20 protein-coding genes and 1 tRNA gene are annotated in these 22366 nt (G+C 66.1%); 12 read left to right on the top strand and 9 right to left on the bottom strand.

Features of this window, described 5'->3' with window-relative positions; all coding sequences use genetic code 11:
- Positions 1-30: 30 nt before the first annotated feature.
- Positions 31-1704 (bottom strand): amidohydrolase, encoded by a 1674-nt coding sequence (locus ASF77_RS19805; protein WP_056343364.1) that lies wholly within the window; start codon positions 1702-1704, stop codon positions 31-33.
- Between the two features lie 140 nt (positions 1705-1844).
- On the opposite strand from ASF77_RS19805, the gene bla reads away from it, so the two are divergent.
- Positions 1845-2684, top strand: coding sequence for a subclass B3 metallo-beta-lactamase (bla, locus tag ASF77_RS19800; RefSeq protein WP_162244874.1), 840 nt, complete (start codon positions 1845-1847; stop codon positions 2682-2684).
- Positions 2685-2803: 119 nt separating this feature from the next.
- On the opposite strand, the gene ada is transcribed toward bla, so the two are convergent.
- Positions 2804-3877 (bottom strand): bifunctional DNA-binding transcriptional regulator/O6-methylguanine-DNA methyltransferase Ada, encoded by a 1074-nt coding sequence (gene ada, locus ASF77_RS19795; RefSeq protein WP_056343358.1) that lies wholly within the window; start codon positions 3875-3877, stop codon positions 2804-2806.
- A 161-nt stretch (positions 3878-4038) separates the two neighbouring features.
- Here ada and hutC point away from each other — a divergent pair, with 161 nt between their 5' ends.
- The 6 genes from hutC to ASF77_RS19765 all read left to right on the top strand — a co-directional run bounded on the left by hutC (position 4039) and on the right by ASF77_RS19765 (position 9675).
- The gene (hutC, locus tag ASF77_RS19790) at positions 4039-4758 is read left to right on the top strand and encodes a histidine utilization repressor (protein WP_056343357.1); all 720 of its coding nucleotides are present in this window, start codon (positions 4039-4041) and stop codon (positions 4756-4758) included.
- Positions 4759-4866: 108 nt separating this feature from the next.
- A complete protein-coding gene (locus tag ASF77_RS19785; RefSeq protein WP_056343353.1) occupies positions 4867-5265 on the top strand; it encodes a response regulator in 399 nt (132 codons plus the stop codon).
- Between the two features lie 216 nt (positions 5266-5481).
- The gene (gene trxA, locus ASF77_RS19780) at positions 5482-5808 is read left to right on the top strand and encodes a thioredoxin TrxA (RefSeq protein ID WP_056343349.1); all 327 of its coding nucleotides are present in this window, start codon (positions 5482-5484) and stop codon (positions 5806-5808) included.
- Between the two features lie 147 nt (positions 5809-5955).
- Positions 5956-7218 (top strand): transcription termination factor Rho, encoded by a 1263-nt coding sequence (rho, locus tag ASF77_RS19775; protein WP_056343345.1) that lies wholly within the window; start codon positions 5956-5958, stop codon positions 7216-7218.
- A gap of 317 nt (positions 7219-7535) precedes the next feature.
- Positions 7536-7805, top strand: coding sequence for a type B 50S ribosomal protein L31 (locus tag ASF77_RS19770; RefSeq protein WP_056343342.1), 270 nt, complete (start codon positions 7536-7538; stop codon positions 7803-7805).
- 130 nt (positions 7806-7935) lie between these two features.
- Positions 7936-9675 carry a glycosyltransferase family 39 protein gene (locus tag ASF77_RS19765; RefSeq protein WP_056343339.1) on the top strand — a complete coding sequence of 580 codons (1740 nt, stop codon included), beginning with the start codon at positions 7936-7938 and terminating at the stop codon, positions 9673-9675.
- A gap of 34 nt (positions 9676-9709) precedes the next feature.
- Here the strand turns inward: ASF77_RS19765 and ASF77_RS19760 are convergent, their stop codons facing one another.
- Complete coding sequence (locus ASF77_RS19760; protein WP_056343336.1) at positions 9710-10342, bottom strand: FxDxF family PEP-CTERM protein; 633 nt, start codon at positions 10340-10342, stop codon at positions 9710-9712.
- A gap of 187 nt (positions 10343-10529) precedes the next feature.
- Here ASF77_RS19760 and ASF77_RS23820 point away from each other — a divergent pair, with 187 nt between their 5' ends.
- From ASF77_RS23820 to ASF77_RS19750, 3 genes are all read left to right on the top strand, one after another.
- Entirely contained in the window at positions 10530-11108 is a 579-nt protein-coding gene (locus ASF77_RS23820) for a hypothetical protein (protein ID WP_082493922.1), read from the top strand.
- Positions 11091-11175, top strand: a tRNA-Leu gene (locus tag ASF77_RS19755). The genes ASF77_RS23820 and ASF77_RS19755 overlap by 18 nt, the downstream gene beginning before the upstream one ends.
- Positions 11176-11362: 187 nt before the next feature.
- Positions 11363-12298 carry a phytanoyl-CoA dioxygenase family protein gene (locus ASF77_RS19750; RefSeq protein WP_056343334.1) on the top strand — a complete coding sequence of 312 codons (936 nt, stop codon included), beginning with the start codon at positions 11363-11365 and terminating at the stop codon, positions 12296-12298.
- A gap of 28 nt (positions 12299-12326) precedes the next feature.
- On the opposite strand, the gene ASF77_RS19745 is transcribed toward ASF77_RS19750, so the two are convergent.
- The 3 genes from ASF77_RS19745 to ASF77_RS19735 all read right to left on the bottom strand — a co-directional run bounded on the left by ASF77_RS19745 (position 12327) and on the right by ASF77_RS19735 (position 14435).
- Positions 12327-13142 (bottom strand): DUF2145 domain-containing protein, encoded by an 816-nt coding sequence (locus ASF77_RS19745; protein ID WP_056343331.1) that lies wholly within the window; start codon positions 13140-13142, stop codon positions 12327-12329.
- Positions 13126-13536 (bottom strand): hypothetical protein, encoded by a 411-nt coding sequence (locus ASF77_RS19740; protein WP_056343328.1) that lies wholly within the window; start codon positions 13534-13536, stop codon positions 13126-13128. The genes ASF77_RS19745 and ASF77_RS19740 overlap by 17 nt, the downstream gene beginning before the upstream one ends.
- 107 nt (positions 13537-13643) lie before the next feature.
- Positions 13644-14435 carry an ABC transporter substrate-binding protein gene (locus ASF77_RS19735; RefSeq protein ID WP_082493921.1) on the bottom strand — a complete coding sequence of 264 codons (792 nt, stop codon included), beginning with the start codon at positions 14433-14435 and terminating at the stop codon, positions 13644-13646.
- A 234-nt stretch (positions 14436-14669) separates the two neighbouring features.
- Here ASF77_RS19735 and ASF77_RS19730 point away from each other — a divergent pair, with 234 nt between their 5' ends.
- Together ASF77_RS19730 and ASF77_RS19725 are read left to right on the top strand one after the other, a co-directional pair.
- On the top strand, positions 14670-18035 hold the full coding sequence (locus ASF77_RS19730) for an MHYT domain-containing protein (RefSeq protein WP_056343326.1): 3366 nt from the start codon (positions 14670-14672) through the stop codon (positions 18033-18035).
- Positions 18035-19030, top strand: coding sequence for a two-component system response regulator (locus tag ASF77_RS19725; protein ID WP_056343323.1), 996 nt, complete (start codon positions 18035-18037; stop codon positions 19028-19030). The genes ASF77_RS19730 and ASF77_RS19725 overlap by 1 nt, the downstream gene beginning before the upstream one ends.
- Positions 19031-19051: 21 nt before the next feature.
- On the opposite strand, the gene ASF77_RS19720 is transcribed toward ASF77_RS19725, so the two are convergent.
- From ASF77_RS19720 to gmd, 3 genes are all read right to left on the bottom strand, one after another.
- Positions 19052-20227, bottom strand: a complete 1176-nt coding sequence (locus ASF77_RS19720; protein WP_056343320.1) for a glycosyltransferase family 4 protein — start codon at positions 20225-20227, stop codon at positions 19052-19054.
- 93 nt (positions 20228-20320) lie between these two features.
- Positions 20321-21262, bottom strand: coding sequence for an NAD-dependent epimerase/dehydratase family protein (locus tag ASF77_RS19715; protein WP_056344185.1), 942 nt, complete (start codon positions 21260-21262; stop codon positions 20321-20323).
- Between the two features lie 14 nt (positions 21263-21276).
- Positions 21277-22323: a GDP-mannose 4,6-dehydratase gene (gmd, locus tag ASF77_RS19710; RefSeq protein WP_056343318.1), complete on the bottom strand. Its 1047-nt coding sequence runs from the start codon at positions 22321-22323 to the stop codon at positions 21277-21279.
- Between the last annotated feature and the right edge of the window lie 43 nt (positions 22324-22366).

The raw sequence follows: 22366 nt of genomic DNA, 5'->3' as shown, positions 1-22366 counted from the left end.
GTCAATCCATTTTGTCATGCCCGCCGGGTGTCATTTCCGGTACACCGCCTTGCCCGCCACCCAGGTCTGCAGCACGCCTGTCTTGTGGATGTCGTAGGTCGGCATCTTGAACAGATCCTGGTCGATGACGATGAAGTCGGCCCATTTGCCCGGCTCCAGCGAGCCCAGGCTGTTTTCCGCGTGGCCCGCATAGGCCGCGTCAAGCGTGAAGCAGCGGAAGGCTTCCTTCAGCGACATCGCCTGGTTCGGGTACCAGCCGGCGATCGGCTGGCCCGACGCGTCCTGGCGCGTGACGGCCGCGTGGATGCCGAAGAACGGGTTCGGCGACTCGACCGGGAAGTCCGAACCGCAGGCGATGCGCGAACCCTGGTGCAGGAAGCTGCGCCAGGCGTAGGCTCCCTTGATGCGCTCGGCGCCGACGCGGCTTTCGGCCATGTTCTTGTCCGAGGTGGCATGGGTCGGCTGCATCGACGGGATGATGCCCAAGGTCTTGAAACGGACGATGTCGGCGGGCGTCACCACCTGCGCGTGTTCGATGCGGTGGCGCTGGGCCGCGCTCTTGGTCGCACCCAATTCCTTCTTGTAGATGTCGAGGATCTGCTTGTTGCCGGCGTCGCCGATGGCGTGCACGTTGACCTGGTAGCCGCGCGCCATTGCCTTCTTCATCTTCGCGTCCATCTGGTCGAGCTTGAAGAACAGCAGGCCGTGCGAATGCGGCTCGTCGCTGTAGGGCTTGATGAGGGCGGCGCCGCGGCTGCCGAGCGCGCCGTCCGAATACAGCTTCACGGCGCGCAGCGCGTACATGTCGTTGCCGTAGGTTTTGAGGGGGCCGTTCTTGGCCAGGGCGTCGAAGTCGGCGTCGGTGCCGCCGATCATGCCGTAGATGCGCGCGGTCAGCTTGCCGCCATCGGCATAGGCGCGGTACAGGCGGTCTTCGGCCACGCCCACGCCGGCGTCGTGGGTGCTGGTGATGCCGACCTGCGCCATCGCGCCGAGCGCGCGGTCGAGTACCACGCGGCCCTCGGCTTCGGTCTGGGCCGGCAGCACTTTCGCGACCAGCTCCTGCGCCGCGTCGATCAGCACGCCCGTGGCTTTACCGTTGGCGTCGCGCACGATCTTGCCGCCGGCTGGGTCGGGCGTTTTATCGGTGATGCCGGCCGCCGCCAGGGCGCGGCTGTTGGCCCAGCCGGCGTGGCCGTCGACGCGCTCGAACCAGACCGGGCGGTCGCTGACGACCGCATCGACATCAAGCGCGGTCGGGAAGCGGCCCAGCTTCCAGTTCTCCTGGTTCCAGCCGCGTCCGCGCAGCCAGCCCTGGCCGGGATTGGCCTTGGCATAGTCGCCGATGGCTTTCAGCGCATCGGGCAGCGAGGTCGTGGCCGACAGGTCGAGCTGGGTCAGCATCTGGCCCAGACCGAAGACGTGGCCGTGGGCATCGATCAGGCCCGGCAATACCGTCTTGCCCTGCAAATCGACCTGGCGCGCGCCGGGCGCTTTCGCAGCGACGTCGGCGGCGCTGCCGACGGCCAGGATCTTGCCCTTGCCGTCGAAAGCGAGCGCGGCGAACTGCACCAGATCCCCCTTGGCGTTCAGCGTGTATCCGTTGGCGTTGACGATGACGGTATCGGTCGGCGCGGCCTGCACGCCGGCCATGGCAAGGGCGGCAAGAACGAACGCGGAACACTGCTTGAGGCTGGGCTGCATGAAGTCTCCAAATATTTAATAAATGCAAAACACCAGTGTAGCGAAGTCCTCCTTCCTTGGACACTGCCGGCGGCCCGGCGCGCATGTTTTTTCGTTATGATTTCGAGGTTGCAATACCCAATCACCGAATAGGAGTGCTCGTGAAACGAATCGCCGTCCTGCTGTCCTGCCTTGCCGCCCTGCCCTCCCTTGTCCATGCGGCCGAATGGGAAGGCCCGCAGGATCCGTTCAAACTCTACGGCAACAGCTACTATGTCGGTACCGAGGGTCTCAGTTCGGTGCTGGTCACCTCGCCGGCCGGCCACATCCTGATTGACGGCGCCAGTCCGAAGGCGGCGGTGCAGATCGCGGCCCACATCCGCCAGCTCGGCTTCAAGCTGGAAGACATCCGCTACATCCTCACTTCGCACGAGCACTACGACCATGTGGGCGGCGTCGCCGAATTGCAGCGCCTGAGCGGCGCCATCGTACTCACCAGCGCGGCCGCGAAGCCGGTGCTGGAGACGGGCAAGCCGGACAAGGGCGACCCGCAATTCGGCACCCTGCCCGACATGACGCCGCTGCCGAAGGTGGCCGCCGTGCGCGATGGCGAGACCGTCGCCCTCGGCCCGCTGGCGATCAAGGCGCACTACACGCCGGGCCATACCAAGGGCGGCGTCAGCTGGACCTGGCAGTCGGCCGAAGGGGGCAAGGCGCTGAACATGGTGTATGCGGACAGCCTGATCGCCGTCGCCGGCCCGAACTTCCGCTACAGCGGCACGGCCGACTACCCGAACGCCAAGAACGACATCGAAGGCTCGATCGCGCGCGTGGCGGCGCTGCCCTGCGACATCCTGGTGACGGCGCATCCGAATGCGAGCGACGTGATCGAGCGCCAGGCGAAGGGGGCGCTGGTCGATACCGGGGCGTGCAAGGCGTATGCGCAGGCTGGGCGCAAGCGGCTGGCGGAGACGCTGGCGGCAGAGGCCAAGAAGCAGTGACCGGAGTGCTGTAGGGTGGGCGGGTCTCCCGCCCACGCGTTCAACCACTACTTGCAAATCCCGTACGCTCATTCATCTGTGCGTTGACGCGTGGACGGGAAACCCGTCCACCCTACAGCTCACGACGCGTCTTTTTCGCGCGCGATCAGCGCCGCCTTCCTCTCGATCCCCCACCGATACCCCGACAAGCCGCCATCGTTGCGCACCACCCGGTGACAGGGAATCGCCACCGCCACCGGATTGGCCGCGCAGGCCCCCGCCACCGCGCGTACCGCGGCCGGAGAACCGATGCGCCCTGCCAGCTCGGTATAACTGACCGTCTCGCCCGCCGGTATCGCGCGCAAGGCGGCCCACACGCGCTGCTGGAACGCGGTGCCGCGCACGTCCAGCGGCAAGTCCAGGCCGATGCGCGGCGCCTCGACAAGACCCACCACCTGCGCCACCGTGCGCTCGAAGCCGGCGTCGGCGCCGATCAGCGCCGCCTGCGGAAAGCGATCCTGCAAATCGCGCACCAGCAGCTCGGGATCGTCCCCCATCAGCACCGCGCAGATGCCGCGCTCCGTTGCCGCGACCAGGATGGCGCCGAGCGAACAGGCGCCCACCGCGAAGCGGATCTGTTCGCCCGCGCCGCCTGCCTTGAAGCGGGAAGGCGCCATGCCCAGCATCGCGGCGCTGTCGGCGTAAAAGCGCGAACTGGAATTGAAGCCGGCGCTGTAAAGGGCATCGGTGACGCTGCCACTGGTCGCCAGCGCGTCGCGCACGCGCGCGGCCCGGCGCGCCGCCGCATAGGCCTTGGGCGTCACGCCAGCATGCAGTTTGAAGACGCGCTGGAAATGGAAGCGGCTCATGCCGACCGCTCCCGCGACGGCCTCCAGATCGGGCGCGTCCTCACAGGCGTCGAGCAGGCGGCAAGCCGCGGCCACCGCCTGCGCCTGGCGCTCGGCCAGCGGCGGCTGATCCGGTTTGCAGCGCAGGCAGGGGCGAAAGCCGGCTCCTTCGGCCTCGGCGCAGCTGGCGTGAAAGGCGACGTTCGCGCGCAGCGCGGGGCGGGCGGCGCAGGAGGGGCGGCAATAGACGCCGGTCGTGCGCACCGAATAGTAAAAAACGCCGTCGGCCGCCGCGTCGCGCTGCTGCACGGCGGCCCAGCGCGCGGCGTCGCTGGCGTAGGGGTGGGCGATGCTGTCGGTGTTCATGGCGCGTCCAAGTAGAAGGGCAATGGCGTCATCCTGGCAGGATGGAGAACGCCGCGCACTCCACCGCTTGCTTTCGAATTCGCGATGCTAAAATCGCAGCAAGGATCAGCATCGATATTCTTATCCATTCGAGTCATCATTATCGCCTTTCGGAGAGCAGTTTGGACGAATCCAGCGCGCAAGCGAGCACCCCCATCTTCCAGCAAATCAAGGACTACCTGGTCGGCGAGATCGCCACCGGGCGCTGGAAGGAAGGCGACCTGGTGCCCTCCGAGCAGGCGCTGGTGCGCCAGTTCGGCGTCTCGCGCATGACCGTCAACCGCGCCGTGCGCGAACTGACGGCCGAGCAGGTGCTGACCCGGCGCCAGGGTTCGGGCACCTTTGTCGCGCCGCGTAAATACCAGGCGACGCTGGTCGAGATCCGCAACATCGCCGACGAAGTACGCGCGCGCGGCCACCGCCATGCGAGCCGCCTGCATCTTCTGGAAGGGGCGCCGGCTTCCGAGGCGCTGGCGCTGCAGTTCGAGCTGGCGCCGGGCGCACTGCTGTTCCACTCGCTGATCGTGCACTTCGAGAACGAGGTGCCGATCCAGCTGGAAGACCGCTGGGTCAATCCGGCCTGCGCGCCGGCCTACCTGGAACAGGATTTCGCCAGCATCACGCCCAACGAGCACCTGATGGCGGTGGCGCCGCTGCAGGGCGCCACATATAGTCTGGAAGCGTCGGGCGCACCGCGCGAAGTCACGGAATTGCTCGGCATCGACGGGCGCACGCCCTGCCTCGTACTCAAGCGCAGGACGACCTCGCAGGGGCGCGTCGCCTCGGTCGTCACGATGTGGCATCCGGGCCACCTGATCCAGTTTACGGGCAGCGTGGGCTGACAGGGCAGGATTGTTCTACCCGGCGAGAATATTTTGAACACGATATGCCACGCAGGCGTGTTCTCGCACATAATCGCTGCCAGTCAATAATTCGCCGGAACCAACTGTATGAACAAGATCGCCCCGTCAGGCGATGGCCAGCCGCCGCGCGTGCTGGTGCTCGACGACGACCGTTTCATGCTCGAGATGTTGAAGGACATGCTGCACACCATCGGCGTGCGCGAGGTGTATACCGAAGCCACCACCCGCCATGCGCTGGCGACCCTGGCCGAGCAGGTGCCGGACGTGCTGGTCTGCGACCTGGCGCTGCCGGATATGGATGGCATCGAGTTTCTGCAGGCGGCGGCGGAACGCGGTTTTCGCGGCGGCGTGATCCTGCTCTCGGGCATGGATTCAGGGGTGCGCGACGCGGCCGGGGAACTGGCGCGGGTGCTCGGCTTACACGTGGCGGGTATCTTCCGCAAGCCCATCGCGCCCGACCAGTTACGCTCGGCGGTGGCGTGTTAGGATTTTGTACAAACGCCCGAACACTTTTTTGGAAATTCAGGTATTATTCGGCCTAAATCCCCCGCCTGACGTCCTCCAGACGCCCTTCCCATTGAGTTCGCGCGCATTGCCTCCACCATTGCGTTGCAACTGGTTTTATCGACAAGCGGAAGCCGGACGAGCCAGAACATCGGCCTTGTCTCCAGGCATTGATCCTTACCTCTCTTTGAGGAAAACATGAGCGAAAACATTAAACACATCAGCGATGCTTCTTTCGAAACCGACGTGCTCAAGTCCGAGCGTCCGGTACTGGTCGACTTCTGGGCCGAGTGGTGCGGTCCGTGCAAGATGATCGCCCCGATCCTCGAAGAAGTCGCCAAGGAATACGACGGCAAGATCACGATCGCGAAGATGGACGTCGACGCCAACCAGGCCGTGCCGGCCCAGTTCGGCATCCGTGGCATCCCGACCCTGATCCTGTTCAAGAACGGTGAAGTCGCTGCGCAGAAAGTCGGCGCATTGGCCAAGGGCCAGCTGACCGCCTTCATCGACAGCAACATCTAAGAAGAAAACGCATAGCGGCGGCAGCGCGCCCGCACTGCCGCCATTGTCCGGACGGGAACCCGGTCGGCTCCGACCCGTTCCCTTATTGACCAACCAACGCAGTTCCCTCCCCTACCTTTATTTCCCGTCACGGGACACCCACACAACATGCACTTATCTGAACTGAAGGCAATGCACGTCTCCGCGCTGCTGGAGATGGCCATCGGCCTCGACATCGACAACGCAGCGCGCCTGCGCAAGCAGGAACTGATGTTCGCGATCCTGAAGAAGCGCGCCAAATCCGGCGAACAGATCTTCGGCGATGGCGCACTTGAAGTCCTGCCCGACGGCTTCGGCTTCCTGCGTTCCCCGGATGCGAGCTACATGGCATCGACCGACGACATCTATATTTCGCCGTCGCAGATTCGCCGCTTCAACCTGCATACGGGTGACTCGATCGAAGGCGAAGTGCGTACGCCGAAAGACGGCGAACGTTACTTTGCCCTGGTAAAGGTGGACAAGGTCAACGGCGAATCGCCGGAAGCCTCGAAGCACCGCATCCTGTTTGAAAACCTGACGCCGCTGCACCCGAACGAGCCGCTGCGCCTCGAGCGCGACATGAACGGCGCCGAGAACATCACCGGCCGCATCGTCGACCTGATTTCTCCGATCGGCAAGGGCCAGCGCGGCCTGCTGGTGGCTTCGCCAAAGTCGGGCAAATCGGTCATGCTGCAGCACATCGCCCACGCAATCACCGCGAATCATCCGGACGTGACCCTGATCGTCCTCTTGATCGACGAGCGTCCGGAAGAAGTGACGGAGATGCAGCGTTCGGTGCGCGGCGAAGTCGTCGCCTCGACCTTCGACGAACCGGCCACCCGCCACGTGCAGGTCGCCGAGATGGTGCTGGAAAAGGCCAAGCGCCTGGTCGAAATGAAGAAGGACGTCGTCATCCTGCTCGACTCGATCACCCGCCTGGCGCGCGCCTACAACACCGTGATCCCGGCTTCGGGCAAGGTGCTGACCGGTGGTGTCGACGCCAACGCGCTGCAGCGTCCGAAGCGTTTCTTCGGCGCTGCCCGTAACGTCGAAGAAGGCGGCTCGCTGACCATCGTCGCGACCGCCCTGATCGAAACCGGCTCGCGCATGGACGACGTGATCTACGAGGAATTCAAGGGCACCGGCAACATGGAAGTCCACCTCGAGCGCCGCCTGGCCGAGAAGCGCGTCTACCCGGCGATCAACCTGAACAAGTCGGGCACGCGCCGCGAGGAACTCCTGATCAAGCCGGATCAGCTGCAAAAGATCTGGATCCTGCGCAAGCTGCTGTACTCGATGGACGAGATCGAAGCGATGGAGTTCATTCTCGACAAGATGCGTGCGACGAAGACCAATATCGAGTTCTTCGACATGATGCGCCGCGGCGGTTGATTACCGTTCAAAGCATCGATGAAGGGCAGCTGCGGCTGCCCTTTTTTTATTTCCGCAGGCGGTGCGCATCGTTTACGCGCGGGCATGCCCGCCCTACGGTGCACAGCCGCCCGTAGCAAGTTCAACGAACTGTGGCGTAACGTAAGGGCGGGCATGCCCGCGTAAACGCCGCAACACCCCCACGGTTGCCATGAACCCGCAACCGTTTTATAATCGTCGGTTCAGCAGTTCAACTGGCAAGTGAGCGGCAATCGGGTCAAGAAGCAGGACGACCGACGAAGTGCTGTTTGGCTACCAACCAAACCCAAGGCAGAAACATGAAAACCGAAACCCATCCAGATTACCGCGAAGTCGTCTTCCATGACGTGTCGTGCGACTTCAAATTCGTGACCCGTTCGACCATCGCTACCCGCGAAACGATCAACCACGAAGGCAAGGACTACCCGCTCGTCAAGATCGAAGTCTCGGCTGAATCGCACCCGTTCTTCACCGGCAAGCACAAGATCGTCGACACCGCTGGCCGCGTCGAGAAGTTCCGCCAGAAGTTCGGCGCCGTCGGTTCGAAGACCTCGGTCGCGAACGGCTAAGCAGCCAATACCGCATTGGAAGTTCGCTTCCAGATGTGCTGAAAAAGAAGCCGGTTTCCGGCTTCTTTTTTTTCATCTTTTCATTCCCGCTATACTAGCGCGACGTTAATTTCACACATCAGACTTATCGATGAAACCAGTCCGCCTCCCCGCCGCCGCCACGCTGGCATTGCCGCGCTGGGCCTTGTTCGCGCTCGGCCTGCTGTATATCCTGCCGGGACTGATCGGCCGCGATCCGTGGAAGGACGACGCCGGCAGCTTCGGTATCATGTGGACGATGGCGCGCGGTGGCCTGGACGACTGGCTGTATCCGAACATCGCCGGCCTGCCCGCCACCGAGGACGGCCCGCTCGTGTTCTGGCTGGGCGCCCTCTGCATCAAGCTGTTCGGCTGGCTGCTGGGCGACGTACTGGCCGCGCGCGTGTCGAACCTCGGCATTTTCGTGATGGGCGGCATGTCGCTCTGGTACACCGCTTTCCACCTCGGGCGCCGCGCCGAAGCGCAGCCGCTTCGCCTGGCCTTCGGCGGCCAGCCCGAGCCCGACGCCTACGGCCGCACCCTGGCCGATACCACGGTACTGATCTACCTCGGCTCGCTTGGTTTGCTGCTGTACAGCCATGAAACCCTGGCCGTCACGTTGCAGGGTTCGCTGGTCGCCTATTTCCTCTACCGCGCGGTGCGCTACATCGAGAGCTCGAACGCGCGCAACGCCGCCCTGGTCGGCCTGTCGCTGGGCGCGCTGGCGCTGACGCGCGGCCCGCTGTCGCCGCTTGCCCTGCTGCTGGCCCTGCTGCTGTGCACGCGCTTCTTCCACGTGCCGGCCGCAACCGCGCTGCGCCACATGCTGCTGGCCGCCGGCGCCGCCGTGGCCCTGACGCTGGTGTGGGTGCTGCCCACCAGCCTGGTGCAACCCTATGGCGACTCGCCGGTCGCAACCTGGTTCGTCTCGAACGTGGAGCAGCTTGCCCTGCCTGGCTGGACCTCGGTCAAGGCCTTCTTCCGGGTCGGGGTCTGGTTCTTCTGGCCGGCCTGGCCCTTTGCCGGCTGGGCGATCTGGGCCTGGCGGCGCCAGGAAAACATGCTGCACATCGTGCTGCCGCTGACCTTCCTGGGCGCACTGACGGCCCTGTTCCTGTGCGATCCGACACCGGAAAACGGAGATCTGCTGAAACTCCTGCCGCCGCTGGCCCTGATGGCCGCCTTCGGCCTGCCGACCATGAAGCGCGGCGCCATCAATGCCATCGACTGGTTCTCGGTGATGGCCCTGACCACCCTCGCCGCCCTGGTCTGGCTGTTCTGGATCGCGAAGCTGACCGGCTGGCCGGCCAAGCTGTCGCACAATGCGCTGAAGCTCGTGCCCGGCTTCACGCCCGAATTCGGCATCGTCGCCTTCACGGTGGCGGCTGCGGTGTCGATCGGCTGGATCTGGCTGGTGCGCTGGCGCGTGTCACGCCAGCGCACCGTGCTGTGGCGCGCGGTGGTGCTCTCCTCGAGCGGCCTGATCCTGCTGTGGGTCTTGCTGATGACCCTGTTCCTGCCGGATCTGAACTACAGCAAGAGCTACGCCGGCGTCGCACAGGCGATCGCGGCCAGGCTGCCGCACGACGCCGACTGCATCGACACGAACGCCGCCCCGGCCCAGCGTGCCTCGTTTGCCTACTTCGGTCGCCTGCCGTTCGCCGGCGTCGAAGGCGGCCAGGGCGCTCAGGGTGCTCAATGTGATTATGTGCTGCTGCAGGACAACGTCAAGACCCGCGACGACCGCGCCCTGTTCCGCACCTGGAATGCGCGCGGCGCCACGCTGCTGTGGGAAGGCCGGCGTGCTTCCGACCGCGACGAGCGCTTCCGCCTGTACCGGCGCGCGCGCTGAGCGCGTTCGGTCAGCCCGCAGGTCAGCCCATAGTTCAGCCCCCAGCCGCCCTCCCGGGCGGCTTTTCTTTTGGCGCCAGCGCCAGCCCGCGGCGCCAGGCCAGCGCGCCGCCCAGCAGACCGGCCAGCAGCAGTGCGTAGGCAGGCGCATCCGGCACCGGCGACACCGTCAGATCGGCGCCGAAACTGCCGCCGGCCGCGCCGATTACCTCTCCGTCCACCCGCAGCGCGTAGGCGCCGCTGGCCAGGTTCAGGCCGGTCACCGTCCAGGAATCGACGGAATTCTCGCCCGTGCCCGTCAGGTCGATGCCGGCCAGCGCATTGCCGATCACGTCCAGCGTCTGCGGATCGTAACGGTAGAGCGAAAAGCTGGTGATCTGCAGGTCTTTCGAGCCAGGCGAATCGAGGACGGACGAGGTCAGCGAGGCGCTGGCATCGAAAGGCGTGCCGCTCACAAGGAAAGTAAACAGGTCGACAAAGCCGGCGCCGCTTTGCGCCTGCGTAAAAGTGTCGCCGAACACCGCATTGAAGCCGCCCGCCCCGTCGGGCGCCAGCGCCAGCTCCACGCTGCGTTCGATCGTCTGCGCCTGCGCCTGGGATGCGCCCGGCGGGAAGGCAAAGAGGAGGGCTGAGAGCGCGGCCCCCGGCACGATCCAGTGTCGTTTCATGGTGCCTCCATCGGCAAGTTGGCGTTGCGTCGGTCAGGTCGACGTGCGACCGGGCCGCGAGCGCGCCATGCCATGGGCAAGCGCTCAGCCCGGTTGTTTGCGTCACATCAATTCCAGGGCGTAAGCGGGGCCGACAATGGCAAAGGTGCCGTGCCGATTTCGCTCTGCCCCCTTAGAAGGAGACAACATGAAAAGCGTAATGTTCTCGGAAATCGTGCAAGCGCCCCGCTGCGCCGGCCTGCGCGGCATGACCCCGCTGGCCGCCTACGGCCTCACCCTCGCGGTCGGCACCCCGCTGTTGGTGCTGGCCCTGCGCGCGGCGGCGCCGGAAACGCCGCTCGCCCTGATCGTGTTGCCGGTGCTGGCCGGCCTGGCCCTGCCGCTATGCGCCAGCGCCCCCGGCCGGCTCGACATCAGCACCCGCTTCCACGCCTGCCACATGCGCGCCACGCTGGACGGCGTGCTCGGCGAGATGGGGTTCGTCGAAACCCGTGCCGGCCTTGAGCGCATCCGCTACCTCAAGGCCGGCGCCGGCGCCTGGCGCGCGCAATCGGTCAGCGTGCGCATCCGCCCGCACGCGCTCGAAGTCACCGGCCCGATCCCGATCCTGCGCACCCTGCAGGCGGCCCTGGCCGGCACGGCGCCGGCACCTCAGGCCACGCCCGCGCCGGCTGCGCCGCAGTCCACTGTTTCAGGCTGGGAAACTGTTGCCGCTACAATCCAAATCAGCGATAATGCGGAGCGCGTTGCCGGGATGGCGGAATAGGTAGACGCACGGGACTCAAAATCCCGCGCCGCGAGGCGTACCGGTTCGATTCCGGTTCCCGGCACCAAAAAATTTAAGTAGGAAATGCTGAAGCCGCACACCGCAAGGTCGTGCGGTTTTTTCTTTCATTGCTCAGCAAAAGCTCTGCCCCTGGCGCTCATCCTCCCCTTGCAGCAACCCTGAAATATTTCGCTTGTAAAATTGCCAATAGGCATTTAGCCTCTTTGCAAATTGACGCGTTTCCTAGGGGCACGATGAAATACATCAGCATGCGCAGCAGTTCCAGCTATGCCCGGTTGAAACTGATGGCGTATTACCTGCAGCGGCTGACGACCAGCCGGCGCCTGCGTCATGCAGCCACGCTCACGACCATTGCCTGCCTACGCGCCCTGCGTGGACGCGCAGCATCCAGCGGCGGTTTGTCCGAATCGGTCGTCGCGTTGCGCGAAACAGGCTATCTGCCGCTTGGCCGATTGCTGTCCGGACAGCAATGCGACGAAATTCTTGCCCATATGCGCAGCAAGCGGATCAAGGCGACCCGTGGTAGCGGCGAATCTTTTACCGTGGATGCTGTGCCGCCAGGCACCTCGACCGGCGACCACGAGCTCGAGCATGTCGTCAATTGCCTGCATATCATGGAACTGGCCAACCACCCTGCCCTGCTGGCCCTGGCGGCAAGCTATATCGGGTACACGCCGACCATTACCTTGCTGGGCATGCGCTGGTCGTTTCCGGATGACCGGCCCGACGTCGACGTCCAGGGTTTTCATCGCGATTCGGAGGCGGGCAGCGTCAAGCTGATGGTCTACCTGACCGAGGTCGACATGGACGCCGGCCCGCACCATTACGTGCCGGGCACCCACCGCGACCGCATGCCGCTGCGCATGCAGCGTTATGCCGACGCCGACATCGCGCGCCTGCATGGCGCGGGGATCGTCGTGACCGGGGCGGCGGGCACCGCCTTCCTCATCGATACCAAGGGCATCCACAAGGGCATGCCGCTGGCCGGCCGCGCGCGCCTGCTGCTGGGCATCCAGTATTCGCTGCTGCCCTGCCTGGTTTATGAATACGAACCGGTCGCGTATCGCGGCGCGGCCGCCGTCGACCCGTATGTCAACCGGCTCATGGTCGCCGCCGGCCCCCTCATCGACGAGGCCTACGACGAGGATTGCACGACGGCGCAAGTCTAGCCGCCGGCCGCTTGCAGCAAGCTGCAACCTAGTCGACCACCAGGGTCCGCGCCTGCGGATCGACCGCCCGCACCAGCTTACGCACGGCGTCCGTCGTCACCGTATCGATCTGCCCGGCCATGCGCCGATCAAAAGGATGGTCATCGAAGGCGACATTCGCGCGGAACATGCGTCCGCCGAGGCGGGTCGAGGCGGGGATCGCCAGCGTCGTTGGCTGGTAGCGCATCTCCTTCAGCCAGCCTTGCGCTTCCTCGCGGGTGGCGACTTCGCCCGGCGGCGCGCTGGCGGCAGCCAGCGTTTCCAGCACCCACTGGTTCGAATTCTGGTACTGCGTCGAGTACACATACGCGACCATGTTGTAGCGCGGCTCGTGCAGCCGCAAGGGCGTGCGCGTGGCGAACAGGGCTGCGAGGCGTTCCTGCAGAGCGGCGCCGGGAATGATCACTTGCGCCTCGAAGCGGTGCAGGTCGGTCAGGAAGAAATTGCCCATGCCTTCGTAGTAGAGGCCGGAGGCGGCCGTGCCGCAGTCGTTGAGTTCATGCACGACCGTCCAGCGGCCGCGCGGATGGTCGCGCACGGCCACGCCCATGTGCGAGTAGCGCAGGCCGTAGCGGCTCAAGTCCTGGCCGGCACGCGAGACCAGGACGACGCGGGCGCCGCTGTCCTCGAGCGCCTGCACGGTGCGCTGCGCCAAGTCCATCGAACGGACGACCTCGCCCGCGCTCAGCGGTTTGTCGGCGCAGGCCTGGCCGGCCTGGGCCGGCAAAGTGCTCAGGGCGCCGGCCAGCAGCAGGCCCGCCAGCAGCCGCCGTGCCGCCCGCCGCGGCTCAGATCGCGCGCGCATGGTGCAGCAATCCCTTGCCGGCTTCGTTCGGCAGGAAGGCAATCGCCTTCCCCGACATCACCAGTACCTGCCCGGTCGAAGCGGTGACCACTTCCAGCACGGTGCCGGTGGCGATCGACAGGCCGCCGGCGGTGGCGGCCGAGACGCGCACGGTGGCGCGGCTGGCGTCGGCCACGCCTTCCAGCACGATCTCGAGCATGTCGCCAACGGTGCGCACGCTGGCGACGACCACGCTGCCGGCGACCGCCACCGTGAGCACCGAGCCGCCCACGACGACGGCCGACAGGTTGGCGCTGGCCTGCGAGGGCGCCGACGGGCCGCCTACCGGAGCCGCACTTGCCGTCCCGCTTATCAGGGCCAGGCTGAACAGGGAACTCAGAAGAATGCGTTGCATGGTACCTCCGTGAATGAACGGAAGCCATGCTGTCAAAGCCGCCACGGGCCGGCAACAGCGGCGCCAAAAGTACCGCCAGGCGAACTATCAGGTATCGCTGGATGATACTATCTGGCAGCGGGCTGGGCCGTCCACCCGTCGTAGGCGCGTTCGATCCGTCCCATCGTGCCGTCGCGCTCGAGCGCCGCGAAGGCGCCGTTCAGGCGCGCGATCAGCGCGTCCGGCACTGCGCGGTTACAGGCCAGGAAGACATCGATCCGGTTGAACACCAGCACCGGCACGATCCGTCCGTCCCAGTTGTTTTGCTGGAGCACGGGGCTGCCCGCGCGCAGCGCCGCCGCCCACAGGTCGATCCGTCCCAGCAGCAGCTTGCGCGGATTGGTGAGCTCGTTGTGCGCCGAGTCCACCTTGAAACCGCGGCTGCGCAGGTACTGGTCGCGCGCGTCGCCATGATAGGTGCCGATCCGGTAGGGACGCGCGTCTTCCAGCGTGCGTAGGGCGAAGCGGCGGTTGGCGCGCGCCATCAGTACCCATTCCGCGCTGTCGATCGGGCCGACCCATTTGAACAGGCCCTCGCGCTCGGGCGTACGGGTGGTCGAGTAGACGCAGGCGTCGGGCCGCTCGCGCGCCGCCGCGTAGGCGCGCTTCCAGGGCAACAGTTCGATCGTGTAGGGCTGGCCGACGCGCGCGAGGGCGGCGCGCACCTTGTCGGTCGAGATGCCCACCACCCTGCCCTCGCCATCCTCCATGCTCGAGGGGGCGGCCGCTTCGGTGGTGATATAGAGGGCCGCGGGCCGGCCTTCCGGCTGCCCGGCCATGGCGCCGACGTCCGCCCGCGCGCCGCAAGCGAATAACAGCAGCGCGGCCAGCGCCGTCCATTGGAATTGTCGAATCAACATATCGCGCACCCGTCCAGGACATGTCCAATAAGTGTCCCGCATGCAGGCAGCATACCGTATTGGCAAGTCCTTATCTTCGCCACGCTTTCGTGCTCGACCATATGGTGGCAAGGGCGCGACAGTTTGCTTGTGACTTCGGCAATTTCAATAATTCCAAACAAGACTTTCCCTGTGGAAAATGTCATACTGACGATACTGCCGCCCGCTCTGGGCCCTCACTCTGCCGGAACCCCTATGTCGTTCTTCATGTTGCCCAGCGATCCGTCGCTGCTCAGTTACGGAATCTACGATCCGAAGCTGGTCTTGCTGTCCTTGCTGGTGGCGATCTTCGCCTCCTGGATGGGCTTGCAGATTGCCGGCCAGGCGCGCCAGCAGACGCGCCAGCGCAACCTGTTCCTGTTCACCGGCAGCCTGGCGCTCGGCGCCGGCGTCTGGTCGATGCACTTCATCGGCATGCTGGCCTTTAATTTGTGCACCCAGGTCGATTACGACCCGATGATCACGATCCTGTCGAACCTGCCGAGCATCGGCGCCTCCTTCGTGGCGCTGAGCCTGATCGCGCGTGAACGCATCGGCGCCGGCGGCCTGCTCGTGGGCGGCGTGCTGGTCGGCGCCGGCATCGGCGCCATGCATTATTCCGGCATGGCCGGCATGCGCATGAGCCTGGATCTGCGCTACGACCCGCTGATGTTCGGCCTGTCGATCGTGGTCGCCGTCGTGCTGGCCACGCTGGCGCTGTGGGTGCGCTTTGGCCTGAAGCGCCTGCGTCTTTCCGAAGGCAAGCGCCTGCTGCTGGCCGCTGTGGTCATGGGCTGCGCGGTCACCGGCATGCACTACACCGCAATGGCCGCCTCGCGTTTCGTCGGCACGGTCGACCCGAACGCCGTCGTCGCGTCGAATACCACTTTCCTGGCGCTGGCCATTTCCCTGATCACGGTGCTGTTCACGGTCGTCGTGCTGGGCGCGAACGGCCTGCTGCGCTACCGCCAGCTCTACCTCGAACTCTCGCGCAGCGAAGCCTGGATGCGCGCCCTGCTCACCACCACGGTCGACGGCGTGATCACAATCGACCGCGACGGCACCGTCGAGGAATTCAATGCCTCGGCCGAGAAGATCTTCGGCTGGCGCCGCGACGAGATCATCGGCGGCAACGTGCGCCTGCTGATGACCGAGGCCGAACGTAACAATGCCAGCGGCCTGCTCGGCTACCTGAAGGACAGCGACGCCTACCACGCCACCAACAGCGCCGAAGTCGAAGCCGTGCGACGCGACGGCAGCCTGGTGCCGGTGCGCGTCGCGATCGGCCATGCGCGCCTCAAGGAACGCGAGCTGTTCGTCTGCTTCGTCACCGACATCAGCGAACGGCGCGCGATGGTGGCGGCGCTGCGCGACAGCGAGCAGCAGTTCCGCTCCCTGATCGGCACCATCCCCGGCATCTCCTACCGCAGCCGCATCGAAGGCGCGCACCCGATGGTCTTCATCAGCGACGCGGTCGAACGCGTGGCCGGCTACCCGGCGCGCGACTTCATCGGCGACCCGCCCGGCGCCGCGCCACGCCGCTCCTTCGGCGCCCTGATCCACGCCGCCGACCGCGTGCGCGTGTCCGAGGCGATCCAGACGGCGCTACAGGAAGACCGTCCGTATCTCGTCGAATACCGCCTGCTGCATGCCGATGGCAGCACCCGCTGGCTGTGGGAAAACGGCACCGGCGTGCGCAACGAGGCGGGCGAACTGGCCTGGCTCGACGGCGTGATCCTCGACATCAGCGAGCGCCGCACGATGGAAGACGCCCTGCGCCAGGCCAAGGACGCGGCCGAGCAGGCCGCCGCCGCGCGCGCCAGTTTCGTCGCCAACATGAGCCACGAGATCCGCACGCCGATGAATTCGATCCTCGGCTTCACCGACGTCCTGCTCGACGGCGAACTCGCGCCCGACCAGCGCCGCCACCTCGATACCGTGCGCAGCAACGGCCGCTCGCTGCTGCGCCTGCTCAACGAGATCCTCGACACGGCGAAACTGGAAAAAGGCGCGGTCGAACTCGAGATCAACGATTTCAATCTGCTGTCCCTGATCGACGAACTGTCCTCGACGCTGGCGGCGAACGCGCGTGCCAAGGGCCTGCAGGTCGACATCCACTACGACCCGGCCCTGCCGACCAACCTGCGCGGCGACGAGCTGCGCATCCGCCAGGTGCTGACCAACCTGCTCGACAACGCGATCAAGTTCACCGCGGCCGGCACCGTGCTGCTGCGCGCCGAACAGCAGGAAGGCATGCTGCATTTCAGCGTGAAGGACACCGGCATCGGCATCGCCCCGGAGCGCCTGCAGGCGATCTTCGATCCGTTCACCCAGGCCGACGCCTCGATGACGCGCCGCTTCGGCGGCACGGGTCTCGGCACCACGATCAGCAAGCAGCTCGTCGAGCTGATGGGCGGGAAGATCTGGGCCGAGAGCGTCATCGGCGCAGGCACGACCTTCCACGTGGTGCTGCCGCTGGTGGTGGCGCGCTTCGCGCCGCAGCAGGCGCGCGTGCGCACCGCCGCCGCCCTGCCGCCGCTGCGCGTGCTGGCCGCCGACGACGTGCCGCAGAACCTCGAACTGCTGCAGCTGCTGCTGGCGCGCCGCGGCCACACGCTCACGGCCGTCTCGGACGGCGGCGCCGTCGTCGAGCTGGCCGGCAGCCAGGAATTCGACCTGATCCTGATGGACTTCCAGATGCCGGTGCTCGACGGCCTGTCAGCCACGCGCCGCATCCGCGAGCAGGAAGCGGCCGGTGGCCGCGCCCGCGTGCCGGTGATCGCGATGACGGCCAGCGTGCTGCCCGAACACCGCCGCGCCAGCATTGAGGTCGGCATGGACGGTTTCGCCTCGAAGCCGGTCGACTGGGTCACGCTGTCGCACGAGATCGCGCGCGTGCTGGGCCTCGGATCCGGCAATGGCGGCCTCGACGCCGCCCCGGTGCTGGAACGCCATGTCCTGAACCGCACTGCCGGCGTGAACCGCTGGGGCGGCAAGGAAGACGCCTACCGCGAAGCGCTGGAGCACTTCCACAGCCAGCACGCGATGCTGCCGCAGTTCCTGCAGGGCTTCCTGGCCAGCGCCGACTACCCGTCGCTGCGCATGCTGGCGCACAAGGCGCGCGGCGTGGCCGCCAACCTCGGCCTCGAACTGCTGGCCGATGCGCTGGCCGAACTGGAACAGCTGGCCGAAGGCGACAAGGGCCAGCAGCTGGCCGGCGTCGCCCTGCTGCCGGGCGCCCTGGCCAAGGCCGAGGCGGCCCATGAAGCGGCAATCCTGATGATCCGCGCCGAACGTCCGGCGCAGTCGCAGGCGCTGCCGTCGCCTGTCAGCGCGTTCGACCTCCCGCGCGCCCTGCGCGCCGGCAAGGTGCTGCGCGAGGCGCTCGGACGCGGCGCCCTCGACGACGCGGCCCTGGCCGGCCTGTCGGCCGCGCTGGCCGGCCATCCGGCCGCCGCCCGCGTCACCCAGGTGCAGGCGGCGCTGTCGGATTTCGATTTCGACCTCGCCCAGCAGCAGCTCGACGCCGCCATCGCCGAACTCGACGCGCACGATGACTCTATGCCACAGGAAACGATGTAATGAGCACGACCAGTAACAAGCCGCTGATTCTGGCGGTCGACGACGAAGCCAGCAACCTGCAGTTGCTGCGCCAGATCCTGCAGGATCACTACCGCCTGCTGTTCGCCAAAGACGGCGCGCGCGCCCTCGAACTGGCGAACAAGGAGCGCCCCGACCTGGTGCTGCTCGATGTGATGATGCCGGGGATGAGCGGCTATGAAGTCTGCGCGGCCCTGAAGGCCAATCCTCTTACCGCACCGATTCCGGTAGTCTTCGTGACCGCCCTGTCCGACACCGCCGACGAACTCGAAGGCTTTGAGGCCGGCGCGGTCGACTACATCACCAAGCCGGTCAGCCCGCCGGTGGTGCGCGCGCGCGTGCGCACCCACCTGTCGCTGGTGCGGATGGAAGAACTGAAAGCCTCGCGCCTGGCGATCGTCCAGCGCCTCGGTCTGGCCGCCGAGTACAAGGACAACGAGACCGGCCTGCACGTGATCCGCATGAGCCACTTCGCGCAGATTCTCGGCCTGGCGGCCGGCATGTCGGAACAGGAAGCGGACGATTTATTGCACGCGGCGCCGATGCACGACGTCGGCAAGATCGGCATCCCGGATCGCATCCTGCAGAAGGCGGGCCCGCTCGACGCCGACGAATGGAAGGTAATGCAGAGCCATGCGACGATCGGCGCCGAGATCATCGGCGAACATGGCGACGGCATGCTGCAGCTGGCGCACCAGATCGCGCTGACCCACCACGAGAAATACGACGGCAGCGGCTACCCGAACGGCCTGACGGGCGACGCCATCCCGCTCACCGGACGCATCGTCGCCATCGCCGACGTGTTCGACGCCCTGACCTCGATCCGGCCGTACAAACGCGCCTGGAGCGAGGAGGAAGCGGTCGACTACCTGGTGCAGCAAAAGGGCAAGCACTTCGATCCGGCGCTGGTCGACCTGTTCGTCGCCCAGCTGCCGGCGGTTCGCACCGTGCGCCTGCGCTGGGCGGAAGCGGCTTGATTACCTAGGCCGCCGGTTCGCTCAGTCCGGCGTTGCCGAACCGGCGCCGGGCGCGACACCCGGCAAGACGCGATCCGGCGCCGCGCGCCGCGCCACCACTTCGCGGTACAGCGCCGTATAGCTGGCCGCCATCCGCTCCGCCGTAAACACTTCCTGGAAACGGGCCGCCGCGCGCGCGCCCATCTCGCGCGCCATCTGCGGGTCGTCCCATAGCCTGCGCATGGCCGCGCGCAGCGCCTGCGGGTCGGCCGGCGGCGTCACCAGACCGGTCTCGCCGTCGATGTTGATATAGGTGGTGCCGCTGCCGATGTCGCAGGAGATCATCGGCTTGCCGAACATCGCCCCTTCCAGCAGCGAGATGCCGAAGGCTTCCGAGCGCAGGTGCGACGGGAAGGCCAGCGCGTAGCACAGGGTCAGCAGGGCGACCTTGTCTTCCTCGCCCACGGCGCCGACGAAGATGACGTTGTCCAGGCCGAGGCTGAGCGCCTGCGCTTTCAGGGCCGCTTCTTCCGGCCCGGCGCCGACGATGACGACCGGATAGCCGCTTCCCGCCGCGGCTTCGAGCAGCACGTGCAGGCCCTTGTAATAGCGCAGCACGCCGACGAACAGGAAGAACTTCGGGCCGATCCGCTCGCGCCAGTGCGCCAGGCGCGCCGGATCCGGCTGCGGATAGGTGGTCTGGTCGAGACCATAGGTGATGATGCGGGTCTTGTCGCGATAGCGTCCCAGCACCGGCGACGATTCCATGTAGTTCGGCGAGGTAGCGACGATGGCGTCCACGCTGCGCAGGAAACGCTGCTTCAGCGGCCGGTACAGGCGCAGCATGTTCTTCTGGCGCACGATGTCGGAGTGGTAGGTCACCACGGTCGGCTTTTTCACGCGCGCGACGAAGTGGGCCAGATCCATGAACGGCCAGGGGAAATGGTAGTGCACGACATCGGCTTCGGCGGCCAGGCGCGCCAGTGCGCCGAGCGAGGCCACCGAACAGGCGTTCGAGGCGAACTCGAAGTCGAGCGGCACCCGGTGCACGGTATGGCCCTCGAAGGCGATCGGCACCAGGTTCTTTTCGCGCGACAGCGACAGCACCGTATTGGACACGCCGAGGCGGCCGGTGCCGACGCACATCTGGCGGATGACCTGCTCGATCCCGCCGACAGTGTCGGGATAATAGGTCTTGTAGAAATGAAGGACGCGCATAGGTAGTGTGGGAAAGAACAGGCGCGCGGCCGTAGCGCGGGGGCCGATCCGGACTGCCCGGACGCCGGCCTGTCCATGATCAGCCCCTCGGGACTAGCCCGCGGTGGATCCGTCCTCGAGCATCCAGCGCAAGGTGTCCTGCAGCGGCGGCGGGTCGATCGGCCCGATCACTCCGGCCAATTTCGCGTTGCTGCCCGACAGCGTCAGGACATCGTTGGCGCGCACGAAGGCAAGATTGACTTCCACCTCGATACGGTAGCCGGCGATCTCGGCGCACAGGTCGATCACCTCGCCCAGCGAGTTGCTGCGCCCCGAACAGATATTGAAGGCCTCGCCGGCTGGCGCGGCCGCAAGCAGCCTGCGGTAGCTGCGCGCCACCATGCGCACATCGGAAAAATCGCGCGAGATCGCCAGGTTGCCCAGTTCGATGCGGCGTTCGCGGCGACGGAAATGGGAGACGATCTTCGGCAGCAGGAACTGGTCGCTCTGGCCCTGGCCGGTGTAGTTGAACGGGCGCGCGATGACGATCGGCAGCTTGTCCATCCACAGGCGCGCCATGTATTCCATGGCCAGCTTGCTGACGGCGTAATCGTTGGCCGGCGCCGGCGCGACGTCCTCGGTGATGACGGGCACGCTGGCGTTGCCGTAGATGTTGGCCGACGAGGCCAGCAGCACGCAGGACGCCTTGTGGCGCGCGCCCGCCAGCGCTTCGAGCAGGTTGCGGGTGCCGACCACGTTGACGCGGTAGATCTGCTCGACGTTGCTGTGCGCGACAAAGGCGATGCCGGCCAGGTGCACCACGACGTCCGGCTGCACCTGCTCGACCATCGCACCGACGGCGGCGCGGTCGCACAGGTCGACCGGCAGCACGTCGGCGCCGGTCTCGCCGCCGGGCATGGCGGTACCGAACACCCGGTAGCCCGCCGCTTCCAGCTCGCGCGCGACGTAATACCCGGTGAAGCCGCGCAGGCCGGTGATCAGGGCGCGCTTGCCCTCGCCTTCGCGCGGGCCGGTCTCAGGCTGGACATCGTTCATCGCGCCCGCCATGATCAGAACGAGAAGCCCTGTTCGTTGCGGCGCAGGTCGGCCTTGACCATCATGTCGCACAGCTCTTCGAGGGTGGTCTTCGGCTCCCAGCCCAGATCGCGCTTGGCCTTCTCGGGGTTGCCGATCAGGAGCTCGACTTCGGCCGGACGGTAGAACTTCGGCGAGATGCGCACCAGGGTCTTGCCGCTCTGGCTGCAGGTGCCGGTTTCGTTTTCGCCGCTGCCGTTCCACTCGATGGTGATGTTGGCGGCCTTGAAGGCCATGCTGACGAAGTCGCGCACGGTCTCGGTGCGGTTCGTTGCCAGCACATAGGTGTCGGGCTGGTCGACCTGCAGCATGCGCCACATGCCTTCCACGTATTCCTTGGCGAAGCCCCAGTCGCGCTTGGCGTCGAGGTTGCCCAGTTCCAGCACGTCGAGCTTGTTCAGCACGATCTTGGCGACCGAATCGGTGATCTTGCGGGTGACGAACTCACGGCCGCGCAGCGGCGACTCGTGGTTGAACAGGATGCCCGAGGAACCGAAGATGCCGTAGCTCTCGCGGTAGTTGATCGTCATCCAGTGCGCGTACAGCTTGGCCACACCGTACGGGCTGCGCGGGTAGAACGGGGTGTCCTCGACCTGCGGGATCGCCTGCACCTTGCCGAACATTTCCGAGGTCGACGCCTGGTAGAAGCGGATCTTCGGATTGACCATGCGGATCGCTTCGAGCAGGTTGACGGCGCCCAGGCCGGTGATCGAGGCGGTGGTCAGCGGCTGGTCGAAAGACACGCCGACGAAGCTTTGCGCCGCCAGGTTGTAGACCTCATCCGGCTGCGCGGTCTGGATCAGGCGCAGGCTCGATGCCAGGTCGGTCAGGTCGTATTCGACCAGCGACAGGTTCGGGTGCGCTGCAATGCCGAGTTCTTCGATACGCCAGAAATTGGTGGAGCTGGCGCGACGGAAGGTACCGGTCACGTGGTAACCCTTTTCCAGCAACAATTGCGCCAGATAGGCGCCGTCCTGGCCAGTGATACCGGTGATGACCGCTCTTTTTGTTGTGTTCTGCATGATGTGAAATTCCAGATGAGTGTCGTGCGCGCAAATACTTTTT

The sequence above is a fragment of the Massilia sp. Leaf139 genome, assembly GCF_001424165.1.
In the GTDB taxonomy this organism is placed as follows: domain Bacteria; phylum Pseudomonadota; class Gammaproteobacteria; order Burkholderiales; family Burkholderiaceae_D; genus Telluria.
The sequence above is the reverse complement of the archived record's forward strand: the minus strand, read 5'-3'. Positions and strand labels throughout refer to the sequence as shown.

Excerpts from the sequence above, each read along its gene's own strand:
- ASF77_RS19805 (WP_056343364.1), bottom strand. The coding sequence starts at position 1,704 with ATGCAGCCCAGCCTCAAGCAGTGTTCCGCGTTCGTTCTTGCCGCCCTT.
- ada (WP_056343358.1), bottom strand. The coding sequence starts at position 3,877 with ATGAACACCGACAGCATCGCCCACCCCTACGCCAGCGACGCCGCGCGC.
- ASF77_RS19785 (WP_056343353.1), top strand. The coding sequence starts at position 4,867 with ATGAACAAGATCGCCCCGTCAGGCGATGGCCAGCCGCCGCGCGTGCTG.
- trxA (WP_056343349.1), top strand. The coding sequence starts at position 5,482 with ATGAGCGAAAACATTAAACACATCAGCGATGCTTCTTTCGAAACCGAC.
- rho (WP_056343345.1), top strand. The coding sequence starts at position 5,956 with ATGCACTTATCTGAACTGAAGGCAATGCACGTCTCCGCGCTGCTGGAG.
- ASF77_RS19770 (WP_056343342.1), top strand. The coding sequence starts at position 7,536 with ATGAAAACCGAAACCCATCCAGATTACCGCGAAGTCGTCTTCCATGAC.
- ASF77_RS19765 (WP_056343339.1), top strand. The coding sequence starts at position 7,936 with ATGAAACCAGTCCGCCTCCCCGCCGCCGCCACGCTGGCATTGCCGCGC.
- ASF77_RS19760 (WP_056343336.1), bottom strand. The coding sequence starts at position 10,342 with ATGAAACGACACTGGATCGTGCCGGGGGCCGCGCTCTCAGCCCTCCTC.
- ASF77_RS23820 (WP_082493922.1), top strand. The coding sequence starts at position 10,530 with ATGAAAAGCGTAATGTTCTCGGAAATCGTGCAAGCGCCCCGCTGCGCC.
- ASF77_RS19750 (WP_056343334.1), top strand. The coding sequence starts at position 11,363 with ATGAAATACATCAGCATGCGCAGCAGTTCCAGCTATGCCCGGTTGAAA.
- ASF77_RS19745 (WP_056343331.1), bottom strand. The coding sequence starts at position 13,142 with ATGCGCGCGCGATCTGAGCCGCGGCGGGCGGCACGGCGGCTGCTGGCG.
- ASF77_RS19740 (WP_056343328.1), bottom strand. The coding sequence starts at position 13,536 with ATGCAACGCATTCTTCTGAGTTCCCTGTTCAGCCTGGCCCTGATAAGC.
- ASF77_RS19735 (WP_082493921.1), bottom strand. The coding sequence starts at position 14,435 with ATGTTGATTCGACAATTCCAATGGACGGCGCTGGCCGCGCTGCTGTTA.
- ASF77_RS19730 (WP_056343326.1), top strand. The coding sequence starts at position 14,670 with ATGTCGTTCTTCATGTTGCCCAGCGATCCGTCGCTGCTCAGTTACGGA.
- ASF77_RS19725 (WP_056343323.1), top strand. The coding sequence starts at position 18,035 with ATGAGCACGACCAGTAACAAGCCGCTGATTCTGGCGGTCGACGACGAA.
- ASF77_RS19720 (WP_056343320.1), bottom strand. The coding sequence starts at position 20,227 with ATGCGCGTCCTTCATTTCTACAAGACCTATTATCCCGACACTGTCGGC.
- ASF77_RS19715 (WP_056344185.1), bottom strand. The coding sequence starts at position 21,262 with ATGAACGATGTCCAGCCTGAGACCGGCCCGCGCGAAGGCGAGGGCAAG.
- gmd (WP_056343318.1), bottom strand. The coding sequence starts at position 22,323 with ATGCAGAACACAACAAAAAGAGCGGTCATCACCGGTATCACTGGCCAG.